Source organism: Hyphomicrobium sp. 2TAF46 (assembly GCF_052114865.1).
In the GTDB taxonomy this organism is placed as follows: domain Bacteria; phylum Pseudomonadota; class Alphaproteobacteria; order Rhizobiales; family Hyphomicrobiaceae; genus Hyphomicrobium_B.
The window spans coordinates 283,235-305,862 of record NZ_JBFRFO010000008.1 but is presented as its reverse complement, the minus strand read 5'-3'; the positions used below and the strand labels follow the sequence as shown (position 1 = coordinate 305,862).

Below are 22,628 nucleotides of genomic sequence, written 5' to 3'. Positions count from 1 at the left end.
TCCGGTTCTTCGAGCCCGATCGCGAAAGGATTGCTACTCTCTACGGTAAGCAATCGAGATAGCGCTCGACATCCCACGATGTTACCTGGGCATTGAATCTCGCCCACTCGTCGCCCTTGTAGTGGGTGTAGACGCGGTACATCTCGTCGGGGAGCGCCCGCTTGATGATCTCATCCTCGGCAAGCCGATCAAGGGCGTCACCAAGTGTCAGGGGCAGCTTTTTCACAGCCTTCCCTTCCTTCATCGCCTGATAAATATTGCGGCTCTCCGGCTCGCCGGGATCGACTTTTCTATTGAGGCCGTCGTCGAAGGCCATCAGGATAGCCGATGCCAGCAAATAGGGGTTCACCATGCTGTCGACGGCGCGATACTCAAATCGGCCGGGAGCCGAAACTCTGAGACCGCAGGTGCGATTCTGATAGCCCCAGTCGGCATAGACTGGCGCCCAGAAGCCCTGATCCCAAAGACGGCGATAGGAATTGACCGTCGAGCAGCCGATGGCGGTGAGTGCCGGAAGGTGATCAATGACGCCGCCGATACAGTTGAGGCCAACAGGGCCCGGCTTCTTTGCGTGCTGCGTGTTATCGGGCATGAAGTAGTTGGTGCCGCCGGTCCGGTAGGTGAAATTCTCGTCCATGCCCGCGATTTCTTTTTGGCCGAGCGTATTGATTTCTTCGCTACCGCCGTTCCACAACGATATGTTCGTGTGACAACCGTTGGCCGAAACGCCCATGAATGGCTTCGACATAAAGCAGGCAATCAGCCCAAACTCGCGCGCAACCTGTGAGCAGATCTGGCGATACGTCGCGAGCCGATCGGCCGTCCGAAGGGCATCGTCGTAGGTGAAATTCAACTCGAGCTGGCCTGGCGCGTCCTCATGATCGCCCTGGATCATGTCAAGACCCATAGCCTTCGCGTACTCGATAACCTTCATGAAAACAGGCCGTAGGCTCTCGAACTGGTCGATATGGTAGCAGTACGGCTTTGAGTATCCGCCGGCCGGCTGGCCGGATTCATCTTTTTTGAGCCACATCATCTCGGGCTCGCACCCCATGCGCAGTCGCATGTTGTGCTTCTTCTCGAACTCATTGTGAAAAATGCGAAGATTGCCTCGGCAGTCCGACGTGAGATGGGCTCCGCCGTCGATGTCCTCCTCACGGTTTCGGAAACAGGTGCAAAATACGCGCGCGACTCGCTTGTCCCAGGGAAGCTGCATGAAGGTTTCAGGATCCGGAATGCCGATCAGCTCCGAAGCCTCAGGGCCATAACCGATGTACTGACTATGCCGATCGACGAAGAGGTTTGCAGTGGCGCCATAGACGAGCTGGAAACCTTTTTCCGCTGTCCGCTCCCAATGGTCCGCGGGAATTCCTTTGCCGACGATGCGTCCCGTGACCGAAATGAATTGATAATAGATGTAGGTGATTCCAAGCTTATCGATCTTCTCTCGCACCCGTCGCACCAAATCGCCTCGTCCGGTTGCGTTGACGTATTTTTCGAGGTCTGTCGGCTGCTGCATGGGACTCACTCTCCTGGCTAGAGTTGCCACTCATTGGTTTTTTGCTTTGACTTTCATGCATGCATTGAGGTGCGGGTGGTCGTGTTGAATTAGCTCCATGGATAGGGACTGTTGGACACGGGATGGAGGTTGCCTTTGGCGTAGCGATCGTAACGGAACGGTTCGAGAAGGGAGCAGTTCGAGCCGATCAGTTCTTTGGCGACCAGTTCGCCGACCCCGACCATCTTGTAGCCGTGGTTGCTGTCTGCGATGAAATAAACGTTCTCGCAAAATCGGTCGAAGATAGGAAAATTGTCGGGCGTAAAGCAGCCGATGCCGCCCGACGGCTCATGCTTATATTTGCCGCTTTGTCCCTTGAAACGTGCTTGGCAGTGGGCCAGCGCCGAACACCACATCCGCTCAAATGACGGGCCAACAATGAAATCCGGACTCTCGGGCCCATATGGGTCGACGGCGACCTTATCGGGCTCCGTTTCGATTTTGAACGGCATAGCACCGCCCTGAATGCCGCCGAAATAGAAATCCGGCTTGTAATATATACCCCATAGCTTGTCGGTAATGAGCGAGCCGTCGGTGTCCGAATAGAGTGGCGCATCGGTATCGACATGGAGGACGGGGGGGGCTTTGCCGTCGTTGGTCTTCTGATAATCGGGATCGACACCAAGTGTCCCTTCCTGCAACGACCAGAAGGTCCACATCTGCACGGGATCATGACTTTTGCGGTCGCGGCCCACGATCGAAATCTCGTTCGGGAGCGCGAGCATATCCCAGATTTGCTTGACCCAAGGCCCCACGCCGACGACGACCTGATCGCAACGCACCTTACCCTGATCGGTGATAACGGCTGTGACAGCACTCGATGAGCCATTTACACGTTCGAAGCCGGTTACTTTGACGCCCGTCTCGATAGTGACGCCTTCGGCGCGCGCAAGCGCAGCCAAACCGTCCATGCTACGCATGTTGTTGGCATAGCCGCCCTTCTTCTCGTGGAGGACAGAGGTGATATTTTTGGCAGACCAGTCCGAGAACAAATTCTTCATGTAGGCGTCGCAGTCTTTCGCGCCTTCAATGAACTCGGAAGGATACCCAATAGCTTTCTCTTGCTCGTAGATCGTGGCGACCTGGGCGTGCATCGGCTCAGGGCTGATCTGCATGTAACCGACACCGTGGTAGCTCAGCGTCTCGGCATGACGTTCCCAGATCGAAACGCTGTGTGCCATTAGCTTGCGCATCGCCGGCTGGTAGTAGTTGTTTCGAACAACGCCGCAGGCGATACCGGAGGCCCCAGCGCCCACAGCTTTCTTGTCGACAACGAGAATATCTTTTCCGCTACCGCGCCCTTTGGCTTCGAGCTCTTTTGCAAGATGGTAGGCTGTGCTCAGCCCGTGCACGCCGGCGCCAATGATGAGATAGTCAATCCCTTCGGGCAGCGACATTCGAACCCCCTATACCAATTAACACCACTTGGCTTTTTCTTAGGGTACGTAGATATGCGCGTATCTATGGTATTTCTAAGTTAGCACACCAACATTCATGTGCCAAATAGTAAAATTGGTATGGTATTGGCATACCCTATGTTGCGGGCGCCCGAAGGCCCTTGCGGAACCGGGCGCCAGCCATTTGGAGAGATAGAGTGAAATGAAACCTTCTGACGAATGTTTCGAAGCGCCGTTTCTCAATCTCGCCGATCCGGATTTTTCAGTGCGTTCGGAGGCGGTCAGAGAGGCGCGCAACAAATGCTGGTACGCGCGGACACCCTACGGGATCGCGGTATTGCGTTATGCTGAAATCGGCAGTCTGCTGCGTGATGCACGCCTTCGCCAGGGAAGTTACCGGTGGCCGGCGCACAATCGAGCGTCGGGCCTCTTCGCAGAATGGTGGCTGCGTATGTTGCTCAACAGGGTCGGAACCGATCACGATCGGCTGCGCCGCCTTGTTAATCCTGCCTTCTCGCCGCGGCTTGTGACGCCTCTCATCCCCCGTTTCGAAGCGATTGCCGAAGAGATCATCATGGCGTTCAAGGCCCGAGGTCGCTGCGAGTTCATGTCGGAGTTCGCCGCACCATTCTCGACGCGCGTCATTTGCGAAGTGCTCGGCCTTTCGCATGATCAGTGGGGGCCGCTCGCCGACGCTTCCGCCGACATGGGGCTCGCCCTCGGCGTTACCTATGAAGAGAATCAATGCAGAGTGAACGCCGCGACCAAGCGATTGTTCGACTATGCGCAACAACTGGTCGCTGAGCGCCGCGCCCGTCCGCGTGACGACTTCGTCAGCAATCTGATCAAAGCGAATGAAGACAAGGAGAGGCTTGGCGACCAAGAGCTCTACGACATGATCGTGCTCGCAATTTCGGGTGGAATCGAGACGACGCGCAATCAACTCGGCCTCGGCATGAGTCTGTTCTTAGATCATCCGGAGCAGTGGAAACTCCTCAATGCCCAGCACAAGCTCGCGCGCAATGCCGTTGAGGAGATCATGCGCTTACGTCCAACAACGACTTGGGTCACGCGCGAGCCTTTGGAGGACATTACAATCAACGGCCTCGTCATAGAGAAAGGCACTACGGTGCACTTGTTTGCAGAGTCCGGCGGTACCGACCCGCGCGTTTTCGATTCATCCGTCGATATTGCGACCGAGCACAAGCGCCATTACGGTTTTGGCGCGGGACCACACTATTGCCTGGGGCAGGCGATTGCACGCAGCGACATGACGGAGGCTTTCCGTCTGCTTTCTCGCCATCTCATCGAGCCCCAATACGATGGCGCTCCTGCCTGGCTTCCGGACAGTGGCAATACCGGCCCCATCAAACTGCCCATAAAATTTAAGCTTTGAGTTGGCGCTTCTCGCGACATAAATGAGCTCTTGGGCGGATCGCGAAAGAGGCCCGTTATCTTTCAGCCTCCGATGCCGTGGCTGCCGAACTGATTGGCGATCCCAAATCCGCGGGGGAATTCGCGACCCACTCCCTCTCCGCCAGCTGGAGCCGGGACAGTCAGTTTAGGGAGGCAAGTCCGGCAAAGGCGCTCGCCAATGACCAGTCCACGCAGTCGTCAACGGTGAAGCGAGAAGAATTGGAACATTGCGTCGGGACTGGGAATTCAGGCAGTGGGAATGGCGGGAGTAGCCAACTCTCAATCCTTATTCCTCAGCAGCATGGCAACGCGCGTGAAACTCCCCATCAGTTTCTGCTTGACGTCCGCATTCAATCCGACCCTGTCGATGGCCATCGACATGCAATTGAGCCAAGCGTCGCGTGCCTCATGATCGATCTCGACGTGCGCGTGCATCTTGCGCACGTCTGGACGTTCGATCCTGTCGGCATAAAAGTCCGGTCCTCCGAGGAACCCCGAGAGAAACTCGAATTGCTCCGTGCGTGAATGCGCAATGCCGTGGCCGCGCAGATGCAGTATGTGTAGGACTCGGGCTTCGGGCTCGTGCTCTACAATGTCGTAGAACGTTTCGACGAGGTCGCGAACGCCGTCATCGCCGCCGACGAGATCATAGAGTCTGCCGACCCTTTTTGCTGACGGCCGGGCTTCAAACGTCGGTGCCCCATCCTTGTTCAGCATGATCCACCTTGAAGATGTGTCCTTGGACATCCGTTTCGGCCGTATTGTAGATAAAATTGCATCGTCCGCAAACCACAACTTCGATGAACTTAGCGACCCTGCCAATTTACTCTGCCTTTGTCGGCCGCTAACGGAGCTTCCTCACGGCCTGGAGCGCAGAGCGGGGCGCACTCCACCTCTTTGTTAGGCGGCGGCGATGTGAACCAAGGGGTCAAAGAAATCCGACGAGCATTCGGGTGATCCAATCGTTTGGTTGAGTTTGCGAGACGGTTTGCTGGGTTTTTGTTTGAACGTTTGCTCTCGGGCCGATCAATCACTTGGCGTAACGACGAAACTCCGATTATTTAGGCCCATGAGCAAACATGGCGCATTGGCCGGACAGACGGCATTGATTACGGGCGGGGCGAACGGAGTCGGCGCTGCATCGGTGCGGACCTTCCTCCGCGAAGGCGCCCGAATCGTTTTCGTGGATCGAGATAAGGAAGCTGGGGAATCTCTGATTGAAGAGCTTTCCGAATGGGAAGCAAGCGTTCGCTTCGTGCACGCCGACGTCAGCCGGCAGTCCGACGTTGAAGCCATGGTGGTGGCAAGTTACGATTTCCTCGGACGTATCGACATCCTGTTCAACCATGCCGGCATCATCATCGTAAAGCCGTTCCTCGATTTCACGATCGAGGAGTGGGACGAACTCATGGATAACAATTCCAAGAGCGCTTTCATGGTGACACGCCTCGTGTTGCCCCGCATGCTCGAACAAGGCCGCGGAGTTATCATTTATACGTCCTCGACGGGAGTAAAGGCTTCGACCCACCTCGAGAGTGTCTACTGCGCCTCCAAGGCCGCCATGCATCAACTTGCCCGAAGCATCGCGGTCGAGTACCGGGATCGCGGAATTCGCTGCAATACGATTTGCCCAAGCTTCATCCGCACCAAGCATGGCGAGGACGAGATCGCTCAATTGCGCAAGTATGGCGTCTTCGCTTCCGAAAACGACGTCAACATCATGCAGGGCCGGATCTGCGAGCCGGAAGAGGTGGCGAGTGTTGCGCTTTTTCTCGCGTGTGACGCCTCAAGCTTCATAAACGGCGCGGAGATTATGGTCGATAATACTTTCACGGCGGTTTGACCGATGTTATGGGGCATCCGGCCGGTCGAGCAAAAGTCTGTGTACGGCCTTGCCGTCGACGGAATACGTAAACAGATCCATCTTGGTCTAGTCAGACCCGGCGAAAGACTCCCTCCCGAACGCGAATTGGCGGATACGCTCGGCGTATCTCGAGTGACCCTTCGCGAAGCGTTACGTATTCTGGAAAGCGAAGGCTACCTGGGCGTGAAGCGCGGTGCCGCAGGTGGCGCGTTCGTTGTCGACGAGGCGGAATTGCGGAGCCTCGCCCTTCGACGCATCGCGCGAGACCCCGCCATGGTCATGAGAATCATAGAGTTCCTTGCCGTGAACGAGCGAGTGGCGGCTCGTTTCGCAGCGCAACGGCGAACCCCCTCGCACCTCAAGCGTATGCGGTCGGCGCGGGCTGAAATGGCTCGCGCTGAGACTCCGAGCGCCCTTCGGCACGCCGAGACCCTGTTTCAAATGGCAGTGTCGGAGGCGACCCAAAACTCGTTTCTGGTTCAAGCAATCGAAGATGCGACAGCGGCGGCGTTCATGCCGCTTGTGCAAACACAGATCGAGAGTGCGCGGACAGCATCAGCTCAACTTCGATCCTCGCTTCTCGATGCCATCGATGACCGCGCCGATGTTGAAGCCGAAGCAGCAATTGAGAAAATAATCGAGCACGACTGGGCTCGATTGCGCGCACTCGCCAAACTTCGCTGATTTTCCCAACAAAGCGACCGCTAAGGCGCCACTCTGCCTACGCTTAGTGCAGAGCATTTTGCATTGCGGCGACGATTTCCATTTCCCGTCACTCGACTCTCGGCCTCAATGGTATATTGTCCCGCCCATTGTACCTTTGACCAAAAAGGAAACCCTGTGCTGACACAGATGGAAGTCGCGAAAAGCAAATCAGTTGGCAGATTGCAGGGAAAGACGGCGATCATCACTGGCGGTGCGGGAGGAATGGGACGCGCCGCATCTGTATTGTTCGCTGCGGAAGGCGCCAAGGTCGCTATTCTCGATATTGCTGGTGAGGCAGGCGCCGAAACGGTGCAGCTTATTAAAGACAGCGGAGGAGAGGCGGTGTTCCATCACGTGGACGCGTCAATCACGAGCGCGGTCGAAAGTGCTGTCTCCAAGGTCGAAGGCACGTTTGGCAAGATTGACGTGCTTTTCAGCCATGCTGGAACAATCATCGTCAAACCTTTTCATGAAACTACGGATGACGACTATGAGCGGCTGATGAACATCAATGTCCGGTCGTCGTTTGTGACTTGCCGGACAGTCGTGCGACGTATGCTGCAAACCGGTGGCGGGTCGATAGTTATTACGTCCTCTATCGGTGGCGAAAAAGGCTTCGCGCTGGAAGCGCTATACTGCATGACTAAAGGCGCAGTCTTGCAGTTGGCACGCTCAATTGCAGCGGAATATCGAGACAAGGGCATACGAGCCAATGCCGTGATGCCGGGGTTCGTAAAAACTGCTCACGGCCTAAGAGAAATCGACGAACTCGATGCTCTCGGACAGGTCTGGGAGGAAAGTGCGCTCGCGTCTGCACAGGGCCGGATTTGCGAGCCTCAAGAAGTTGCACAAGCGGCGCTTTTCTTGGCGTCAGATGCGGCGAGCTTCGTTAACGGGGCAGCGCTTTATGTCGACAATGGTTGGTACGCCAAAGGATAACGTTGTGACTCCTGCTGCACCGATCTCTGGGAGCAAAGAATCCAAACTCTCGATTGGCTTTTTGCTCGCACGCAATTTCACTCTGTCGGCGTTTTCGCTTTTCGTCGATACGTTGCGATTGGCTGCGGATGAAGGCGATCGAAGCCGTCGCATCCGTTGCACGTGGGATATTCTTTCCGCACGGGGGGCTCCAAGCAGGTCAAGCTGCGGTATCGAAGTGGCGGCCACCGGCTTCCTCGAGCGAGCGAACGCCTATGACTTCATCGTAGTGGTGGGAGGCCTTCTTGATCGGGGCCCGATGATTGACGCGGAGACGTTGTCGTTTTTGCGCGGGCAGCAGCCCGAGCGTCCTATTGTCGGAGTTTGCACGGGCAGCTTCGTTCTTGCCCAGGCGGGCCTTTTGGAGGGCCGTTCGGCGTGCGTGAGTTGGTTCCATCACAGGCAGTTCCGCGAAGAATTTCCTGAGATACCGGTCATTGCCGACCGCCTTTTCTTGGCTGACGGACCACGCATTACGTGCGCGGGCGGCGCTGGAACAGCAGATCTTGCCGCGCGCCTCGTAGCGGGAAAGGTTGGAATGTCGGCCGCGCAGAAAGCGCTACAGATTCTACAAATAGAAAGCCCCCGCGCAGGACAGGCCCCACAACCACGTATGCCATTTGGGGTTCAAGTGTCCAATACACGGCTCGCCCGCGCGCTTCTCATTATGGAGCAGAACCTGGCCGATCCACTTTCCATGCCGACAATAGCGGCGAAGGTGGGCCTATCGGTCCGACAATTGCAACGATTGTCGGAGGCAGACACTGGCCTCACACCTAACGACCATTACTCTCAGATACGGCTTCGCGCCGCGGAATCGCTTCTTCGGGAATCCAATCACACGATCTTTGAGATCGCCCTCGAATGTGGGTTCGGCCAAGCGTCGAGTCTCACCCGGAGTTTCCGCAAGATTTACGGCTGCACGCCGTCAGCGTGGCGGCGGCGCCATCGCGAAAAGGCCAACGGTGCCTCGCGCGTTCGGAATCTCGCGCAGGACCGTGCGCACGCATTCGCGAGTGATTGCTCAACTTAGCCGGAACTGGGGAGTTTTCCATGAAACTAAGGCACATGCTGGCTTCAATTGTTCTCGCAATGATGTCGCTGCCCGCGAGTGCGGGTGGCGTGCCCGAGTCTAATGGCACGATAAAGATCATGTACAGCACGTGGTCGAGCATCAATATACAAGCGCAGATAGCCGGCCAGATCCTGCAGAAGCTGGGCTATACCGTGAGCTATCTTCCAGTCGACGACTCGGCTCGATATCCGGCTTTCGAAAACGGCGATGTCGCGATCTCGATGGAGACTTGGGCCACCACACAAAAAGCAGCCTTTGAAACATCGCTGGCGACGGGAAAGATCGTCGACCTTGGTTCGCTTTCGGCTCACGCCAAAGAGGATTGGTGGTTTCCGAGCTATATGAAAGAGAAGTGCCCAGGGCTGCCGGATTGGAAGGCGCTAAAGGATCCGAAATGCGCGGAGGCATTTTCAACGCCCGAAACGGCTCCGAAAGGCCGGTATCTCTCGGGCCCGGTGGATTGGGGCGGTTACGACGTCGAGCGAGTTGAAGCACTCGGCCTCCCGTTTGAAGTCGTCAATGCGGGCACGGATGCGAGCATGTTCGCTGAGCTGAAATCCGCTTACGAGCGCAAGGCTCCGATCATGCTGTGGATCTACTCGCCTCACTGGGCGCCGGCTAAGTACGACGGTCAGTGGGTCGAGTTCCCGAAATACGAAGACGCTTGCTATAAAGATCCGAAGTGGGGAGTGAATCCCGATAAGGCCTACGACTGCGGCAAACCCGAAGGCTGGATCAAAAAGATGGGCTGGGCAGCAGGCGAGAAAAAATGGCCCTGTGCGTATCAGGTTATCCGTGCCTACGATCTGGACTCAAAAACGATTGGAACGCTCGTCGGGCAGACCGACATCGACGGCAAGAAGATCGAGGACGTCGCCAAAGGTTGGATCGACGCCAACGAGCCGATCTGGAAGAAATGGACCACGTGCGGCGGACAATAGGCTATTCGCATGTGGCCAACGGGAACATCTCCTTCTCGGCGGAAGGAGATGTTCCAACAGTCATTCCGCATGATCTGTGTGGCGACGCTTTCCTAGCGAGCATCGAATGAGTGAAACGACATTCGACCGCCAGAGCGCAATTTCTGGACTTATTCGAATTCCGGCAACTATGTATTTTGTAGTTGTTTTGGCTTTAGTTCCTTGGCTCTCTGAGGCCTTGCCGAAATCATGGGTGGATTTCCCTGCCGATTCGGTCATTCCCCTCGCGCCATGGATTGGCGACAAACTCACGTGGTTGGCGCGAGAGGCCACGATCGGCTCGGTCCGCATTTCAGACATCACGCGTGGACTAGCGAGCATTCTTGATGCACCGATGAACGTGCTCGGCATCGTACTCGCCAACGGCGTTCAACGGGGCACGGGAGAACACGTTCACACAGCGGTACCAAGCCTCTCTTGGCTTGCCGTTGTCGGCGCGTCGGGAATCTTTGCGCATTTACTTGGCGGACGGCGGCTCGCCATTACGGTTGTGGTGGGCCTGCTCTACATCGTTATTTTCGGATTGTGGACGGATGCAATGGTAACCGTCGCGAGTGTCGCTATGTCAACGACTACGGCAGTGGCGGTCGGAGTTGCGATTGGTTCGATCGTCTGCCAAAGGCCCTGGGCGACGTCTATTGTCGTGGCCCTCATGAATGTAATGCAGACGGTTCCGGTGTTTTCTTATCTGGTGCCCACGCTCCTTTTTCTTGGCTATGGGCCGAGCGCGGCAATGGTTTCTACCGTCATTTATGCATTGCCACCCATGGTCCACGCAACCATCCTTGGCCTGAAATCTGTTCCTTCCGAAGTCATCGAGTATGGGACGATGGCAGGTGCCACGCCCCATCAAATGTATTGGAAATTCAGGATGCCGAGCGCCATGCCCATGCTTGGTGTCGGGCTCAATCAAGCGATAATGGCCTGCCTCAACATGGTAATCATCGCGTCGATGATCGGGTCTGGTGGATTGGGCTACCTCGTTCTGACCGCGTTGCGCCGACTGGATATCGGTGCCGCCTTAGAAGGAGGTTTAGCTATCGTCGTTCTCGCGGTCGTCACGGATCGTCTGGGCCAGGCTGCTGCGCAGCGCCTCGCGTCCGGACGTGCGATCTCGCACAAGCAGTTTCCCTATTTACGAATGGCGATCGCGTGGATCGTCGTTGCCACTACCCTAGCCCTTATATTCCCCCTTTTTCAGAAATGGCCGGACACGTACGTGATCACCACGGCGCCTATGTGGAATGCCCTCATCACTTGGATCAACATTCATTGCTTCGATGTATTAGACGCGATTAGGAGCTTTACCCTCATCAATCTCATGAATCCGACAAAGAACTTTATGCTGTCGGTTCCCTGGAGCGTCGCAATGGCGCTTCTTGCTGTCGGGGGCTTCTTGTTGGGCGGCATGCGGATAGCAGTGATCGTTACGGCACTGGCGGCATTCGTATTGCTCACCGGTTTTTGGCGGCCCGCAATCGTCTCTATTTACCTCATCACTCTTGGTTCGCTTCTGTCGCTGGCGATCGGTCTTCCAATTGGATTTGCGATCGCACAAAAGCCTAGCTGGCGCGCGGCAACGGATTTAGCGCTCGACACGCTGCAAACGATGCCGACATTGGTTTACATCCTTCCTGCCGTGATGCTGTTTCGAAATGGCGATTTCTCCGCCGTGTTGGCGATATTCTCTTACGCGGTGGCACCTGCCGTGCGCTACGCGATTCATGGCTTTTCGAGCGTACCCTCAACGCGGGTCGAAGCGATCCGGATGTGTGGTGGAAGCCGTTGGCAAACGTTTAAGTGGGTCCAATTTCCATCAGCATTTCCCACATTGCTGCTGGGAGTAAACCAGACCGTCATGATGGCGATCGCCATGCTGGTTATCACCGCGCTCGTTGGGACACGAGACCTTGGTCAACAAGTGTTCATCGCTCTCTCTCAGATGAAAGTGGGTAATGGCGTCGTGGGAGGGTTGGCTGTGGCTGCGATCGCGCTCACGGTCGATACGCTTTTGCGAGCAGCAGCGAAACGCGCGGCCGAGCGCAATAATCTGAAGCTTTAGGGTCCAGGACAATCCCAGAAACCCGCCTTAGCGAGACGCGGAATATGACCATGTCGGCGAGCATCGTGTCCCTCAACACTTCACCTGCGCCTGAGCCCTCACGGCGGAAGATAGCTCTCGAGGCTAAGAACCTCTGGAAGATATTCGGGGCCACCACTCGAGAGTTTTCGGCAAGCAACTGCTCGGAAATGGACGCGGGTGCCTACGCCGGTCGAGGGTGGGTTCCGGCTGTTCGCGACGTTTCACTGGAGGTAGCGGCGGGGGAAGTCTCTGTGATCATGGGGCTGTCGGGCTCTGGCAAATCTACTTTGGTAAGATGCCTGTCGCGCTTGATTGAACCAACATCCGGATCGATCCTTTTCCACGGCAGGGACTTGCTGGCGATGCCTGAGGCGGAACTTATCGATATTCGCCGCAAACGCATGGGAATGGTTTTTCAGAATTTTGCTTTGATTCCCAACCGAAGTGTATTGGGCAACGTTGCTTTGCCGCTGGAGATCCTCGGTATCAACCGCACTGCGCGTGAGGCGCGGGCTCGGGAAATGATCTCGCTCGTCGGCCTTAATGGTCGCGAGGATCACGGGCCGGGTGAGCTGTCGGGGGGCCAGCAGCAGCGCGTAGGGATTGCCCGGTCGTTGGCCGTCGATCCTGAGATTTGGTTTCTTGATGAGCCGTTCTCGGCGTTAGATCCGTTGATACGATCCGACCTCCAAGACGAGTTGCTCCGCTTGCAAAACACGCTTGCGAAAACGATCATCTTCATCACTCACGATCTCGACGAAGCCATCAAGATCGCCGATCGGATTACGATCATGGAATCCGGCCAAGTTGTACAAACTGCATCACCGGAAGATCTCGTGACAAAACCCGCCAACTCATACGTGGCCCGGTTTACGTCGAAGGTCTCACTGTCAAAGGTCGTGCGTGCCCGAAGCTTGATTGACCGCTCCATCGGCGTTCCACCTCACGCCGTGACTATTGCTGCTGACCAAACGGTCGAAGAGTTTGCGCCGTTATTGGTATCGAGCGATGCGCCGCTCGTAGTGGTGGGGAACGGTACGCAATTCGGTCTTTTGGATAAGCGCCGGGCCCTGAACGTCTTGGCGGGCATTCGGCCGGCGACTTGACTTCGACCTGAGATCTGATCCACCGCGCACGCTATCGATGCGCCGGCCGAGTAGACGACAGGGGAGATCGGGGTGAAGGAGGGCGCGATGCGCTCCCCCTCTCCCCTGCTAACTACTCCAGCTCGAGTTTAGGACGGAGCTTGGCAAGGATCGGTCCCAGCACGAAAGCGCCAATGAGCAGAGCGAGGATAGTGACCGCGAGCGGATCGCTGCCGCCGACAAGGGTCTTAAGGTTTTGCAGAACGAGGCCGAAGAGCGCGGCAAGAGCCAGGAAACCGAGACCGGGCGCGACGGCCCCCTTCCAGATTCCGACTTTGTGCTCACGGTGACGAGCGAAGAACACGACGACTGCGAGGCTCGCCAGGGCGTAGAGCAACACCACGCCGACAGCCGAGAACCCCCCGAGCCAAGTATAGAACTGATTGATCGGATCGAGGTGTGTAACAGCCCCGAGGATCACGAGCGCAGCCACCACAATGGAGGTGGCGATCGAAGCCCGGTGGGGAGAGAAGTGACGACTGTGGGCCACTCCCAGGCTCTTGGGGAACACATTTCGCTCCGAAAGCACGAACACATACCGGGAGACGATGTTATGGAACGACAGGATGCAGGCAAAGAGACTGGTGACAAAGAGCACTTGGATCGCCTGGAAACCGACGGGGCCAAGATAGCGGTGGGTCGCATCGGAGAGCATTGTGCCGCTGTTCTCAGTGGCGATTTTCACCGCGTTCTTGTCGCCAACGGCGGTGATCAGTGCCCATGACGAGAGCGCGTAAAACACGGTGATGAGAATGAGTGAGCTATAGGTGGCGCGTTTGATGGTGCGCTCTGGATCGTGGGCCTCGTCGCGGAACACAGCCGTTGCCTCGAAACCGAGGAAACTCAGGATCGCGAAGAGAATCCCCACTCCCGGTGCGCCGGAAAACACCTGATCGTGTGAGATAATGCCAGTGGACAGTCCGCTATCGCCACCTCGGGCTATCACCACGGCGTCGAATACGAGGCAGATGGCGACCTCCGCCAGGAGACCGACCGCCAAGACCTTCCCAGACAGCTCAATGTTACGGTAGCCGAAATACGTGACGACGGCGAAAACACCAAACGCGTAAACCCACCACGGGGCACTTGGGAAGCCCCAGCTTTGCAGCAGATTGTCGATGCCGGGGCCAATCAGGCCGTAGCAGCCGGTTTCGACGGCAATGTAAGATAATAGGGCGACAAGGCCTGCGCTGAGACCAATGCTGCGCCCGAGCCCTTTATCGATGTAGGCGTAGAAGGCACCGGCGGTCCGAACATATGGGGTCATCGCCGTAAAGCCAATTGCGAACAACAGCAGCGCGATTCCGGTAACGATATAGGTAGCAGGAAACCCGGTGCCGTTACCGGTCCCGATACCGACGATGACGGTGCCTCCGAGCACGCCGAGTGGTGAAGCCGCGGCAGTGACCATGAACACGATCTGCCAGACGCCGAGGTTTCCCCGGAGCCGGGTGGTACCGGTGGACCGAACCGGAACATCCGCAATCGGCGACAGCTCAAGACTCACGTCCGAGGCCATGATGGCTTCCTTCACATGTCGAAGCTGGGCTAAGAAGATGACTCGGAGCGGACCGATGACGGCTGCACTCCAATACTGCGCTCTGATATGAGCGCTGCAATCTCTCTGCTGTCTAATATATATATGATATATGCATTGTACCGCCCAACTCTAGGCGATCTCTCTGAATATGCCGTCGTTCGCATCGGCAAGCACGACGGCCGCGGCCCCAAAGCTCAAAATTTTTCTTCGTTCGCCAGTGATCGCTCGTGCGCTGTGCCTATTCTCGATTGCAAGCCGGAAGCGTTTCGCAGCAGGTTCAGAGAAGAGCATTGATTGCGCGAATATCGATAGAAAGAAAAATTATTTTACACGCAGAGAATAGTCGTCGAAGGCTCCGACGCCATGGTGATCGGAGACATATGCCGCGGTGAACCTCATTTGCCCAGGCACACCGTTTCTCTACGGCGCCGTCACCATTTCGTAGATACGGCCGCGCCCCACAATGAGCACATCGCCCTCAGTCGCAATCATCGGCGGGGGCCTATCCGGCGCCGCCGTCGCCTACCATTTGGCTGAATACAAAACTGGAGCGGAAATCACAGTGTTCGAGCCGCGTCCGACGGTTGGGGCTGGTCTTGCTTACGGGACCACCGATCCAGCCCATCGGATCAACGTTCCGGCGGCGAAAATGAGTCTCATCCCCGGTCAGGATGAGCACTTCACGAATTGGATTTCTCGGACTGATGCAGTGGCAGACGATGCGGAAGCGCTCGCGGAGGACGGCCAGCTTTACGTCCGCAGGATGCTTTTCGGCAAATACGTCTATGAGCACCTCAAGCCAAGAATAGTGTCCGGTGACATCACGCATATTGAGGAATACGTTCATGCAATCGAAAGATCGGGTGGGCGGTGGAGGATAACAGCGGCGGAAGGCAGGATATTTTTCGCCGATATCGTGGTCCTCGCCACGACGCATCCGCCACCCCAACCGCCGCGTGTCATCGCGGAGGCACTCAAAGACGATAGCCGTCTCGTTGCCGATCCGGCGAACGCGTCATTGGAGGAAATTGACCGCCAAGCTCGTGTGACGATCATTGGCTCAGGCCTGACGATGGCCGATGTGGTCGCATCGCTAGACAGAAAAGGTCATCACGGCGTAGTGACCGCGATCTCGCGGCATGGGCTGCTTTCACGCGGCCATACGCGCCAACCGTTTCAGCCGTTCGGTGAGTTCGTCCGCGATCCACCACTCTCAGCAGTCGGACTTCTTCGGAAGATCCGTTCGACGATTGAAGAGGCCGAAGCGCTCGGAGTTCCGTGGCAGGCTGTCATCGATGCGGTAAGGGCGCAAGCGGGGACCTTCTGGCCGACGATGTCTCTTAAAGAACGGAGCCGGATCGTCCGGCATCTGAGATCCTATTGGGATGTTCACCGCTTTCGCGTCGCGCCTCAGGTTGAACACGTTATCAATCGAAGGCGCGCGGCGGGCACCTTCACGCTGCACTCCGCCTCCATCAGCGGCGCCGAGCCCCGGGAAGATCACATCCTCTTGCATCTTTATCCACGAGGCTCGATGCGGCCCCTAACGCACCAAACCAACTATATCATCATCACTACAGGGCCGGCCCACAATCGCGTCGTCGAGGGGGAACCCCATCTCGCCTCTCTTGCTGCATCGGGGTGGATCCGGGGCGACAGTCTCGGTCTCGGAATTCTATGTAACCGGCAAGGACGAGCGATCGCGCAAAACGGTCAAGCGATGGCGACTCTTCTCATCGCCGGTCCTCTGGCGCGCGGCACGTTCGGCGAACTCATGGGCCTACCGCAGGTGACGAACTATGCAAAATTTATAGCCGATGAGGTCCAGCACGAGCTTGCCGGACAGCGACGTTCGAGCGAGCAACGCCCCGAACCCACCGTCAAAGCGCAATAGAGAAAACCAGGAGCAGCCGTGACGCAGCGCATTGTCGACATGCGGAGCAGACCCGCATTCATGCACGACTTTTACGGCGCGCGGCGCGGAACCCCTGAATTTGAGACCGCCAAGTGGCTCAATCGCCGCGTCGGTTCAAAGGACGACGAGCACTTTGTCCGATCCCACACCCTCGAAGGCTTCCTGCAGGACATCCGCAATGCCGGCATCACGACGGCGGTCGTGATCGGACGCGATACGCCGGCAATTCAGAACACCAACGATGACATTGCAAAGCTCGTGGCGGGCCACGGCGAGCTTGTCGGGGTGGGCTCGGTCGATCCCGACCGCCTGGGCGCTGACGGTGCTATCCAAGAAGCGGAGAGGGCCGTACGTTCCCTAGGCCTCAAAGCCATCAATCTCGAACCCGGTTTCGGGACGCCGGCTCGTCACTTCGATAATCGTTTGTTGTTCCCCGTATATGAAGCGCTGCAGGGGTGGGGAATTCCTGTCTTCCTGATGTCGGGACCAACGACGCCAGACTTGAGTTTCAATAATCCGGCAGCCATCGGCCGTGTGGCGCGTGCCTTCCCGAACCTCTCGATCGTCGTCCATCATGGGACATGGCCCAACATTCTCGACATCATTGGCGTTGCCTTCCGCTATGCAAATGTGTCTGTCGTCCCCGATATGTATATCTTTCTGCCGGGAGGTAGTTTCTACGTCGAGGCCGCGAACGGTTTTATGCGCGAGCAATTGTTGTTTGGCTCGTCATTCCCGTTCCGGGACATGGCGCAATCGGTCCAAGATTACCAACGACTGGGCTTCAAGGACGCGGTTCTGGAATCGATTATGTTCGGTAACGCCAATCGTCTATTGAAGCTTGGCCTATAGCTCGACGCCGGTACTTTGTCGGCTTGGCGTCAGACGATCCTTGTACTTGCGATCCTGGCACTTGGCTCCCAAGGGTCTGGTCTGTGCAAACCCTTGAGAGTTGCCAACACGTCCTGGCTCTAAGGCAACGTCACGCCTGCAGTAAAAAGAAACCGAGAATCTGCGAGCCGCTGGTATTCAGCAAGCGCAGCAGGAGCATCGACACTCGTATCCCAATAGCGGAAGTCGAGGAAAAATTTGTCGACAGCGACCTTCAAACCCGCATTCCAATAGGCATAAGCGTCATCGCCGACGAATGGCCCCGAACCATTGCCAAAATACTTGGATGTCCAGCTCGTTGTGTACCCGATTTGGCCAGTCAGGGACGGAGCAAACTCGCGGTAATGCGGAAGCTCGTAAGCGATGGACCCTTCCACAGTGGCTGTTTGCGGGATCGCCTGGTCCTGATCCGGCGTGAAATAGCCGGTCAAACCGATTGTCCAGTTCTTAATGGGGGAGGTCGATGCGGAAGCTTTGAGCTCGACATAGTCGAGATCGCCCTTGGTCAGTCCCGCTGGGTTCGTGCGCGCGCCGTAAGTATACCAGAGAATTCCGAGGTCAAAATTGACCGGACCGACGACCGGCCTGATGCCAGCATACACGTCAACTTCCCATGGGCCCGTTGCCTGAAAGCCTTCCGCCGCGAGCTCCCGTGAGCCAATGTTCGATCCCCAAATTCCGAGGTAGCCGATGCCATAGGTGAATTCGAGATAAGGCTGGAAGGCCGGCCTTTCGTCCGTCAGCGAGATGCCGCGAAAGAGATAGTCGCTGGCGCCCGAAATAGAAATCGAATAGCCGAACTTATTTTCATCCGCAGCTGCTGCCGTCGAAAGCGCAAAAGATGCGAAAGCACCAAAAGCAAGCGCACGGGATGATCTTGCAAAAGCCCGCATCGTATTTTCCCCCATATTCCATATCGGCAAAGGCAACGCCTGCCACGTGGGGGATAGATCACAATAGAGCGTAATTCACGCAACAATAATATACTTATTATTCAAGCTATTGGGTGTGCATGTACCAAATTTGCCTCTGGCTATGCACGCTATAACGGAATGTCTTAGCGGCGGCGATCGACGGAATAGATAATGACAAATAAATAAGATGAAATCGCGGGCAATAGCGGATGGCAAATTCTACTATCGCATCCACCTTGAGAATCGAAAGCAATGTGTTGCCAATTTTACGGCCTGACTTCGGCTCTTCGTAATGTCGATAATTCAATGGCGTGCACGGAAGAAGATCCGGCTCTCGGCCTCAACGAAACCGCGAACATATCGTGAGGCATCCCTCAACATTTTTCCGGCACGATAGTTCATCTCGCGCTTCAGTCCGGAACACCCCCGTCAGGTGCGGTGATCTTCGTTCTCATGCTTGAGCGCGTTGATCACGGAATGACCAAAGACCGTCGGCTCTTCAAGGAAGTCGAGGAACCCGCAGAGGACGAGGTTGACGCCAGCCGCTTCCAACGCCCGTATCTGCTCGATCAAGCGCTCGGGCGTTCCGATGAGCCCGGTCTTGAAGCCATCATTGGGTTGCACAAGATGGGCAAGGCTTGAGTTAGCCCACATGCCGACGCGATCTCTTGTTGATGATCCTGCACCTTGAGCATGCGCACGGAATGATTGCACCGACGCGGAATCGGCGCGCGCGATAATCTCGTCGAGAACACCTACTGCTTCGCTCTCCGTGTCACGTAAAATCACGAAGGCATTGACCGCAAATTTCGGCTTGCGGCCCAGCGGCTCGGCAAGCTTGCGAACTTCCGCGATCTGCGCGGTAATCCCATCGATGGTGTCACCATTCATGAAGTACCAATCCGCCCGGCGCGCGGCAAGATTGCGTGCGGCGAGAGAATTACCTCCCTGGAAGACGTCGATCGGATGCTGCGGCTTGGGTTTGAAGGTCAGCTCGCGAATGCGGAAGAAATCGCCGGCGAAGGAATATGGCTCGCCCGAAGTGAGGCCGCGCAAAACACTTATGAATTCGTCTGAGCGGCGATAGCGCTCGTCGTGATCAAGCCATGACTCGCCAAGGCGGACGAATTCATCCTTGAACCACCCGCTCACGACGTTGACGTGAAAGCGGCCTTGAGACAGCAGCGACAGCGTCGCCGCAAACTTAGCGACCATCGCCGGGTGCCAAAGCCCGGGATGCAGTGCCGCAATGACGTTCAGCCGCCTAGTCGCGGAAATGAGAGCTGAACTCGCCGCGAGCGCGTCGTACATGTCAGGGCTCGATCCTGTCGTCGAAACGAACCGTGCCGCGACAAGCGTATAGTCGAACCCGGCTTCTTCCGCCCGTCGCGCGACATCGAGCTGAAAAGCCAAATCGGGATCGGCCTTCTGCGGGATGCTGCTGAACAGCACGCTGCCGAGGTTGGTATTCCAGTAGGCAAACTGCATTGTTGTCTCTGCTCTAGCGCTCAGCGATCAAAGAACGCGCGCCAATTCGCTAAGCTCCCACGGGTCTACTCGTTCATGGAACGAGGGGTCGTCGAAGCCTGGAATGGCTCGTCTCGCTTTTCTGATTTCGTGGCGTTTAACGGTCGTGAATATCTTTACGAACTCCTGTCCGAGCGCCTCGACAAGAATGGCGTCGGCTTCGAGCGCTTTGAGCGCAGGCTCAAGCGCCGTGGGCAGCGACACAAAACGCGTTTCTTCGTCGCCAGCCGCCCGCGGAGGCGGCGGAGTCAGCGCTCGGCGAATGCCGTCGAGTCCAGCCGCCAAAATCGCCGCGGCGGCAACATAAGGGTTGGCTGCACCCGCGCCGATCCGGTTTTCAATATGGATATCCGGGCCGCCAGGAGCTTTCACCCGCAGCGCAACGGTGCGATTGCTTGTTCCCCAATCAGCTTCAAATGGCGCGAAGGAGTGTGCTCTGAATCGTTTGCTGCAATTGATAGTGGGAGCCAGGAGAGCGGAAAGCGCCGATGCGTGGTGAAGCTGGCCGGCAAGGAAGTGACGCCCAATAGCAGAGAAATGATCGGGCGCGGCGGGATCTGCAAAGGCATTGGCCCCTTCGCGCCAGAGAGAGACGTTGTAGTGAAGACCATTGGCGCTTCGGGCGATCGAGGGTTTGGTGATAAAGCTCGCGAGCCGCCCGGATGCTGCCGCGATCTCCTTTGCGATGTTTTTGAATGCAAAAGCCTGGTCGGCTGCGAGAAGACCACGGCGTGGCGCGAAATTCACTTCAAACTGGCTTGGGCCATACTCCAGATTTGCGGTCGTAACTTCAATGCCTAGCGCATCGAGTGCCTCGGCGATCGCGTAGATAAGTGGTCTGTCACCGGCATCAAATGTCGCAAACTGACGGACCGTATCGCTCGCGGGCGCGAGTGATATGGGATCAAGAAGATAGAATTCGTACTCGAAGCCGCTCAGGACTTCGAATCCGAGGGCCGCGGCATCATTAAATAGCTTTCGCGCGACCGTGCGTGACGCACCGTTCACGATTTCACCCGTTGCCGCGTGATAGGCGTCGGCGATAAAGCGTGCCGTCCCGTTGGAGTTCGGAAGGACGGCAAAGGTCTGAAGGTCCGGCACGAGGGTGATATCGGGATACCCCCGCTCCTCAAGATAGCCGGTGCCTTCAACCGCCTCGCATTGAACATCGAGTGCGAGCGGGGGCAGAGGAAAGTTAAGTCCGCGTTCGATCAGACTCCTGAGCCGCTTTGCTGGAACGACTTTCGAGCGTGCGATGCCGTGAAGATCGGGAACTTCGACACGCAAAAACCTGACGTCCCGCGCCCCGATGTCTTTTTCTATCTCATCAAAGGCCGATTTCGTTGCGACCTGGATATTCATGGGGGTCAGATCCAGGAGTGCAAAGGCGGATTGACGCCATTGAGGTAATATTGGCCCACAGCGAACGCCTTCCAGCGCACGGGATCGTGCACGGTGTGGGTCCGAGCGTCGCGCCAGTAACGGTCAAAGCCGTTCGCTTCAAGGGTTGCGCGCGAGCCTCCGAGCTCGATGAGTTTGTTGGCGGCGAGGATGGCGATGTCTGTGGTCAGAACTTTTGCTTCGGCGACGGCAACCTTCGCAAGCGCAATCGTATCTTCGTTCGTGTTTCTAAGCGTAGCGTCGAGCTGATGCGCGGCGCGCTCCAGCAACGCGTCTGCCGCATCGAAGCGAATCTCAAGATCGCCGATATCGCGTAGGGTGAACGGGTCTTGTGTCGCGGATTCCTGGCCGCTGTCGATCCACGGCCTCGCGCGCCTTCTAACGAAGTCGAGCGTCGCTTCGATCGCACCTTTCGCAATGCCGAGGTCGATGGCGGCGTGGATAAGCTGGCTTTGAGGCCCCGCGGCGCTCGGTTGCTCATAAACGATGTGTGCCGGGAGCACGCGGGCAGCCGGAATCGCGACGTTATCGAGCGTCACCGTTCCGCTAGCGGTCGTGCGTTGTCCAATGCCCGACCAATCATCGACGACGGTGAGCCCCTGACTATCGCGGTCGGCAACGGCGACGACGACATGCCCTTCTTCATTTAGCGCAACGATCGGGACGAGATGCGCGAAGAGAGCGCCGGTCGAATAGAATTTCTTGCCATTGATGCGATAATTGGCGCCGTCTCGCGTGAGCCGGGTCGAAAAATCTTCGACGTTCTTGCCGCTCGATTCGGAAAAGGCGTTGCCGAGCCTATAGCCGGAGAGGATGGCGCCAAAAAGCTCGTTTTTCTGCTCAGGGCTTGCGGTCGAGCGTATCACGTCGACAATCTCAAAGTGATTTTGGGCAAGTTGAGAGAGAGATGGATCGGCAGCTGCGAGGGTTGCAAACACCTTGGCAACCGTCGCTTGAGAAACCCCTGCCCCGCCATTTTCCTTAGGGATTGTTATGCCCCAGAGGCCGCTTTGCGAAAAGATATCGATCTCGGCAAGGGGATAGTGTCGGGATCGGTCGCGCGCGATCGCGCCTTCCGCAAAGACCGGCGCGAGGCGGTGAGCGGTCTCGATGGCGTGCGCATCGTCCTTGATCACGGTGGCGCTTTGTGCCGGTCGCAACGGCGCCCAGCCGGGAGGAAGTGAGCGCGCGGACACACGGTCTTTCTCTGCGGCAAGTGGCTTATGTTCGGACATTTGT

General features: G+C 57.0%; 18 protein-coding genes. 10 read left to right on the top strand and 8 right to left on the bottom strand.

Annotated elements, in window-relative coordinates:
• Positions 1-40: 40 nt before the first annotated feature.
• Complete coding sequence (locus AB4Z24_RS18050; protein ID WP_441710432.1) at positions 41-1,519, bottom strand: glutamine synthetase family protein; 1,479 nt, start codon at positions 1,517-1,519, stop codon at positions 41-43.
• 89 nt (positions 1,520-1,608) lie between these two features.
• Complete coding sequence (locus AB4Z24_RS18045; RefSeq protein ID WP_441710431.1) at positions 1,609-2,955, bottom strand: NAD(P)/FAD-dependent oxidoreductase; 1,347 nt, start codon at positions 2,953-2,955, stop codon at positions 1,609-1,611.
• 202 nt (positions 2,956-3,157) lie between these two features.
• Between AB4Z24_RS18045 and AB4Z24_RS18040 the strand changes: the two genes are divergently transcribed.
• A complete protein-coding gene (locus AB4Z24_RS18040) occupies positions 3,158-4,351 on the top strand; it encodes a cytochrome P450 (protein ID WP_441710430.1) in 1,194 nt (397 codons plus the stop codon).
• Positions 4,352-4,650: 299 nt separating this feature from the next.
• On the opposite strand, the gene AB4Z24_RS18035 is transcribed toward AB4Z24_RS18040, so the two are convergent.
• The gene (locus tag AB4Z24_RS18035) at positions 4,651-5,088 is read right to left on the bottom strand and encodes a group II truncated hemoglobin (RefSeq protein ID WP_441710429.1); all 438 of its coding nucleotides are present in this window, start codon (positions 5,086-5,088) and stop codon (positions 4,651-4,653) included.
• A 352-nt stretch (positions 5,089-5,440) separates the two neighbouring features.
• On the opposite strand from AB4Z24_RS18035, the gene AB4Z24_RS18030 reads away from it, so the two are divergent.
• From AB4Z24_RS18030 to AB4Z24_RS18000, 7 genes are all read left to right on the top strand, one after another.
• The gene (locus AB4Z24_RS18030; RefSeq protein ID WP_441710428.1) at positions 5,441-6,214 is read left to right on the top strand and encodes an SDR family NAD(P)-dependent oxidoreductase; all 774 of its coding nucleotides are present in this window, start codon (positions 5,441-5,443) and stop codon (positions 6,212-6,214) included.
• Between the two features lie 3 nt (positions 6,215-6,217).
• Entirely contained in the window at positions 6,218-6,919 is a 702-nt protein-coding gene (locus AB4Z24_RS18025; RefSeq protein ID WP_441710427.1) for a FadR/GntR family transcriptional regulator, read from the top strand.
• A gap of 168 nt (positions 6,920-7,087) precedes the next feature.
• Entirely contained in the window at positions 7,088-7,879 is a 792-nt protein-coding gene (locus tag AB4Z24_RS18020; protein ID WP_441710456.1) for an SDR family NAD(P)-dependent oxidoreductase, read from the top strand.
• Positions 7,815-8,951 carry a GlxA family transcriptional regulator gene (locus AB4Z24_RS18015; protein ID WP_441710426.1) on the top strand — a complete coding sequence of 379 codons (1,137 nt, stop codon included), beginning with the start codon at positions 7,815-7,817 and terminating at the stop codon, positions 8,949-8,951. Before AB4Z24_RS18020 ends, AB4Z24_RS18015 begins: the two co-directional genes overlap by 65 nt.
• Positions 8,952-8,971: 20 nt before the next feature.
• A complete protein-coding gene (locus AB4Z24_RS18010) occupies positions 8,972-9,934 on the top strand; it encodes an ABC transporter substrate-binding protein (RefSeq protein WP_441710425.1) in 963 nt (320 codons plus the stop codon).
• A gap of 106 nt (positions 9,935-10,040) precedes the next feature.
• Positions 10,041-12,035, top strand: a complete 1,995-nt coding sequence (locus AB4Z24_RS18005; RefSeq protein WP_441710424.1) for an ABC transporter permease — start codon at positions 10,041-10,043, stop codon at positions 12,033-12,035.
• Positions 12,036-12,085: 50 nt separating this feature from the next.
• Positions 12,086-13,162, top strand: coding sequence for a quaternary amine ABC transporter ATP-binding protein (locus AB4Z24_RS18000; protein WP_441710455.1), 1,077 nt, complete (start codon positions 12,086-12,088; stop codon positions 13,160-13,162).
• A gap of 112 nt (positions 13,163-13,274) precedes the next feature.
• Here the strand turns inward: AB4Z24_RS18000 and AB4Z24_RS17995 are convergent, their stop codons facing one another.
• Positions 13,275-14,720 carry an APC family permease gene (locus AB4Z24_RS17995; protein WP_441710423.1) on the bottom strand — a complete coding sequence of 482 codons (1,446 nt, stop codon included), beginning with the start codon at positions 14,718-14,720 and terminating at the stop codon, positions 13,275-13,277.
• 484 nt (positions 14,721-15,204) lie between these two features.
• Here AB4Z24_RS17995 and AB4Z24_RS17990 point away from each other — a divergent pair, with 484 nt between their 5' ends.
• A complete protein-coding gene (locus AB4Z24_RS17990; RefSeq protein WP_441710422.1) occupies positions 15,205-16,635 on the top strand; it encodes an FAD/NAD(P)-binding protein in 1,431 nt (476 codons plus the stop codon).
• A gap of 18 nt (positions 16,636-16,653) precedes the next feature.
• Positions 16,654-17,508, top strand: a complete 855-nt coding sequence (locus tag AB4Z24_RS17985; protein WP_441710421.1) for an amidohydrolase family protein — start codon at positions 16,654-16,656, stop codon at positions 17,506-17,508.
• A gap of 119 nt (positions 17,509-17,627) precedes the next feature.
• Here the strand turns inward: AB4Z24_RS17985 and AB4Z24_RS17980 are convergent, their stop codons facing one another.
• From AB4Z24_RS17980 to AB4Z24_RS17965, 4 genes are all read right to left on the bottom strand, one after another.
• The gene (locus tag AB4Z24_RS17980) at positions 17,628-18,440 is read right to left on the bottom strand and encodes a TorF family putative porin (RefSeq protein WP_441710420.1); all 813 of its coding nucleotides are present in this window, start codon (positions 18,438-18,440) and stop codon (positions 17,628-17,630) included.
• A gap of 450 nt (positions 18,441-18,890) precedes the next feature.
• Positions 18,891-19,949, bottom strand: a complete 1,059-nt coding sequence (sfnG, locus tag AB4Z24_RS17975) for a dimethylsulfone monooxygenase SfnG (RefSeq protein ID WP_441710419.1) — start codon at positions 19,947-19,949, stop codon at positions 18,891-18,893.
• Between the two features lie 27 nt (positions 19,950-19,976).
• On the bottom strand, positions 19,977-21,350 hold the full coding sequence (locus AB4Z24_RS17970) for a glutamine synthetase family protein (RefSeq protein WP_441710418.1): 1,374 nt from the start codon (positions 21,348-21,350) through the stop codon (positions 19,977-19,979).
• 5 nt (positions 21,351-21,355) lie between these two features.
• Complete coding sequence (locus AB4Z24_RS17965; protein ID WP_441710417.1) at positions 21,356-22,624, bottom strand: SfnB family sulfur acquisition oxidoreductase; 1,269 nt, start codon at positions 22,622-22,624, stop codon at positions 21,356-21,358.
• Positions 22,625-22,628: the final 4 nt, after the last annotated feature.